The 4,297-nt window shown below is 68.7% G+C and carries 6 protein-coding genes and 1 pseudogene; 3 read left to right on the forward strand and 4 right to left on the reverse strand.

Going from position 1 to position 4,297, the window contains the following annotated elements:
* Positions 1-50 precede the first annotated feature (50 nt).
* The 3 genes and pseudogenes from speD to ACFWPJ_RS04045 form a co-directional block, all read left to right on the forward strand.
* A pseudogene (gene speD, locus ACFWPJ_RS04035) lies at positions 51-299 on the forward strand (adenosylmethionine decarboxylase); the annotation flags it as partial.
* Positions 291-1,166, forward strand: coding sequence for a spermidine synthase (locus tag ACFWPJ_RS04040; RefSeq protein WP_378846927.1), 876 nt, complete (start codon positions 291-293; stop codon positions 1,164-1,166). The pseudogene speD and the gene ACFWPJ_RS04040, both read left to right, overlap by 9 nt.
* Before the next feature lie 133 nt (positions 1,167-1,299).
* Positions 1,300-1,860, forward strand: coding sequence for a hypothetical protein (locus ACFWPJ_RS04045; protein WP_378846866.1), 561 nt, complete (start codon positions 1,300-1,302; stop codon positions 1,858-1,860).
* A gap of 51 nt (positions 1,861-1,911) precedes the next feature.
* Here ACFWPJ_RS04045 and ACFWPJ_RS04050 read toward each other — a convergent pair whose 3' ends face one another.
* From ACFWPJ_RS04050 to ACFWPJ_RS04065, 4 genes are all read right to left on the reverse strand, one after another.
* Positions 1,912-2,124 carry a 4-oxalocrotonate tautomerase family protein gene (locus ACFWPJ_RS04050; protein WP_378846869.1) on the reverse strand — a complete coding sequence of 71 codons (213 nt, stop codon included), beginning with the start codon at positions 2,122-2,124 and terminating at the stop codon, positions 1,912-1,914.
* Between the two features lie 97 nt (positions 2,125-2,221).
* On the reverse strand, positions 2,222-2,962 hold the full coding sequence (locus ACFWPJ_RS04055) for an SDR family NAD(P)-dependent oxidoreductase (protein ID WP_378846873.1): 741 nt from the start codon (positions 2,960-2,962) through the stop codon (positions 2,222-2,224).
* 100 nt (positions 2,963-3,062) lie between these two features.
* On the reverse strand, positions 3,063-3,653 hold the full coding sequence (locus ACFWPJ_RS04060) for a TetR family transcriptional regulator C-terminal domain-containing protein (RefSeq protein WP_378846876.1): 591 nt from the start codon (positions 3,651-3,653) through the stop codon (positions 3,063-3,065).
* Between the two features lie 46 nt (positions 3,654-3,699).
* Positions 3,700-4,297 (reverse strand): energy-coupling factor transporter transmembrane component T family protein (locus ACFWPJ_RS04065; RefSeq protein WP_378846879.1); only part of this gene is annotated, 598 nt, incomplete at its 5' end.

A 4,297-nucleotide genomic window follows, 5' to 3' on the forward strand; every position in this document is an offset into this window, starting at 1 on the left:
TTTTGGGTGTTGCCGACACACACTGGTGTCCCTAACACCAACGACTCGAATCGGCGTTGCGTGAGTCTCTGATCGCGGCGGGCGTCACCATCTGCGATGTCGTTCACAAAAAGTTCGAACCGCAGGGGGTGACCGTCCTCGCCCTGTTGTCGGAGTCCCACGCCTCGATTCACACTTATCCGGAGTCCGGCGACATCTTCGTCGACGTCTTCACCTGCGGCAGCATCGGTGCGGGCGCGACGAAGGCTGTGGAACTTCTGCGAGACAAGCTGTCTCCCAAGAATGTTCGGATGCAGGTCGTCCAGCGCGGCCACGGCGCCGAGAAGATCTACGAACCGGTGGGCGACGGCCTGACCCGGATCTGGGATCTGCACGAGGTGATCGTGGACACCAACACCCCGTTCCAGCACATGGTGATCGCGCGGACCGATCAGGGCATCTCCCTGTTCTCCGACGACGATCGTCAGTCCACCGAGTTCTCCCAGGTCACCTACCACGAGGCCATGATGGTCCCGGCGTTCGTGCTCGCGGAGAAGCTCGACCGGGTGCTGATCATCGGTTCCGGCGAGGGTGTCGCCTCGCAGATGTCGGTGGCGGCCGGGGCGACCCACGTCGACCACGTCGACATCGACCAGCTCGAGGTGGAGCTGTGCGCACAGCACCTGCCCTACGGCTACACCACCGACGAGCTCACCGCCGCGGTGAAGGGCGAAGGCCCGGTGCACGTGCACTACGCCGACGGCTGGGACTTCCTGGCCAAGGCGCAGGAGGCGGGCACCCGCTACGACGTGATCGTCATCGATCTGCCGGACGAGCGTGTCGAGGACGCCCAGCACAACCGCCTCTACGAGTCGGAGTTCCTGTCCCGATGTAAGGCACTGCTGGCCCCCGGCGGCGTGCTGTCGGCCCAGGCCGGTTGCGCGACCATGTGGCGCAACGAGACCCTCAAGCGGTCGTGGGGCCGGTTCCACGAGCAGTTCGCCACCGTGGTCCCCTACGGCAGCGACGAGCACGAGTGGACCTTCCTGTTCGGCCTGAACGAGAAGATCGAGGACCCGGTGCGCGGCATGGCCGATCGCCTGGCCCTGCTCCCCTACCGCGCCGAGACCATCGACGCCCGCGCCCTCGAGCGCGGCGCGATCGAACCGTACGCGCTGCGCGGCTGAGCTAGAGCGACAGACACCGAAGGCGGTGATCCGGATTTCCCCGGGTCGCCGCCTTCGTCGTTGCGGCGGCCGATGATCACCGGGCTCCCGATTCCGGTGCCGCGCGGCACCGATTGTTGGCACTATGCGAGGTGTGACACACACACCGCTGTCCGCCGACGGTCTGATGCCGGTCCCCTGTCCATCCGGCCACCGGCCCCGCCTGGACGCGCTGTCCGCGGCGGGCCTGGCCGAGTTCCGCCGGTTGTTCGCCGCCGCGCCCGACGTGACGGCGGCCGAGTTCGCCCGGCTCGACGGTGACGTGACGATGCGATCGTTTCCCGGATCCGGCGAGCGGGTGCTCGCGCCGGTGATGGCGCGGCCGTCGTACTTCTGGGTGGCGAAGTCGTTTCGTCACGTGGACGGCGGTGTCGCGGTCGGCCACAATGTCTTTCGCCTGCTCGGCGGCATGCGCGCGCTGAATTTCGTGGCGACGGTAGGTGATTCCGTCATCGACGGGCGACCTGCGGTGCTGTTCGACTACGACGACCCGCGGGTCGGGTCGCGCCGACCGGCCCGCCGGATCTACGACGAACTGCGCGAGATCGAGCCGGACCTGTGGCTGGGCCCGAGCTACTTCCGCACACAGAGCAAGCGAATCCCCATGGGCTGGTTCGCACTCGACGCCTCCGTGCCGTTCGACGGCCCAGCCTGAACGCCGGTGAGCCGGGCGCGGAGTACCCGCACCCGGCTCACCGGAGAATGCTCATCCCTGCGCGGCGCGTTTCGCGCGGTACTCGGCGACGTTGAGCCCGCCCACACCCCAATCCGTCAGCGGCACTTCGTCGATCACGACATAGGTGCTGTCGGGCGCCTTGCCGAGAACATCGAAGAGCAGATCGGTGACGCCCCTGATCAGCTGCGCCTTCTGCTCCGGGGTGACCCCTTCATCGGTGACCTTGATGTTCACATACGGCATGACCGTGTCCTTTCGCTGTGGGTGCGGCCTCTGACAGCATGGCCGGGGACCGAGCCGCAGGTCCCCGAATGTTTTGGTAGCGAAGATATTTCGCTGATCACGCCGCCCGGCCCGAAATGAACCCGCCGTCGACGGGGAGAATGTGGCCGGTGACGAATTCGGCGTCGGCCAGGTACAGCACGGCCGCGGTGGTGTCGGCGACCTCGCCGATCCGGCCGAGCAGCGCCGCGCTCGCGGCGGCGCGGACATCGCCGTCGCCGAACAGCGGGGTGCGGATGATGCCGGGGGCGACCGCGTTCACCCGGATCCTGGCCGGTGCGAGTTCGGCGGCCAGGCTGGTGGTGAGCGCGTGCACGCCGCCCTTGCTGATCAGCGCCGCCGAGGCGGGCAATCCGGTCATGGCGTGGTCGATGAGCACGGTGCCGATGTTCACGATGCTGCCGCCCTCGCCCTGGGCGAGCAGCTGGCGCACCACGGCCTGGGTGGTGAAGTAGGTGCCCTTGAGGTTGCCGCCGAGATAGCGGTCGAGCTCGGCCTCGGTGACGTCGACGAACGGGGTCGCGCCGAACACGCCCGCGCTGTTGACCAGCGCGTCGACCCGGCCGAACCGGTCCAGCGCGGCCCGTACGTACGCCGATCCCGTTGCGGGCGAACCGATATCGCCGGCCACCGTGACCACTCGGTCCGGGGCGGCCAGCTCGGCGGCGACGGCGGCGAGCTTGTCCGCGTCGCGTCCGCCGCGGACGACCGCGTCACCGCGGGCGACGAAGGCGCGGGCGACATCGCGGCCTATTCCACTGGAGGCGCCGGTCACGATGCCCGTCTTGGGTATCGACATGGACTGATCCTTTCGGGTGAATATACGACCGGTCGTCTTTGAATGAGCAACCGGGGAGACTTCGGGCAGACCAGGCGGTCAGGTCAGGACAGCGGCGCGATCACGGCCGGAAGTAGTCGTCGAGCAGGCGGCGCAGGCATTTCTCGAGCGGCTCGATCGTGCGGTCGATCTTCATCCGGATCACCGCACCCTCCCAGGATTCGAGCAGCAGATCGGCGAGCTCGACGGCATCGATGTCGGCGCGCACCGCACCCTCGGCCTGCGCGGTGCGCAGCGCATCGGCCACGCCGTCCCGCCAGGACGCCCACGCGGCCGACAGCGCTGTCCGCAGCACCTCGCTGCCCTCCAGCTCGCCGCCGAGATTGGCGATCAGGCAGCCGCCGGTGTAGTCGGCGGCCACGAAATCATCGGTGAGCTTGCCGAAGAACCGGCGAAGTCCGGTGAGCGCGTCGGGGGCGCCGGCGAACGCCGCGGCCAGGTTGCGCTGCACGCACAGCGAGTGATGCTCGATCACCGCGTGCGCGAAGCCCTCCTTGCTGTCGAAGTAGTTGTAGAACGACCCCTTCGGCACACCGACCTTGTCGAGCACCTGCTTGATGCCGGTGCCGTGATAGCCGTTGGACAGCAGACCTGCCGCGCCCTCCTCGATGAGGAGGGCCCGCGTGTCGTCGCTACGCCGTGGTCGTGCCATGCGTCGAACTATACGACCGGTCGTCTACTAATGGCAAGAGGGCAGTTCAGTCGTCGTCGACGCCGCGGGCGGCCAGGGCCTCGCCCATCGCGTCGGCCGTGCGCAACGCGCGGACCAGCACCGGCGTGACCAGGGCGGTCGCCGACCAGGAGACGCCGCGCGCCCGCCGCGCCTCGGCGACCTCGTGCACGATCTGCGCCAGCAGCGGAACGCACCGGATGGCCAGGGCCAGCAGCAGACTCACCCGTTCGGGATTCACCCCGACGCGGCGCAGCGGTCCGAGCGCGCGGGTCAGCGCGTCGAGCATGTCGGTGACCCGGGTCGTCACCGTCACCAGCGCCGCCAGCGCCACCGAGACGAGCAGGACACCGCAGACGACGACGGCCCGCGCGGGCGACGTGGTGAGCAGCTGGAACACCCCGATGATCAGCGTCATCCACAGCACCGGACGCACCTGGGCCAGGGCCACCCGCCAGGAGATCCGCGCGAGCGCGAACAGGCAGGCCACGACGACCACCGCGCCCGCTACACCGAGCGGGCTGCGCACGAACACCGTCATCGCGACGATCGCGACCACCAGCAGCGCCAGCTTCACGCCCGCGGGCAGTCGATGCGGCAGCGAGTCGCCGGGGCTGTAGAGACCC

The sequence above is a fragment of the Nocardia sp. NPDC058497 genome, from assembly GCF_042720195.1.
Classification (GTDB): Bacteria; Actinomycetota; Actinomycetes; order Mycobacteriales; family Mycobacteriaceae; genus Nocardia.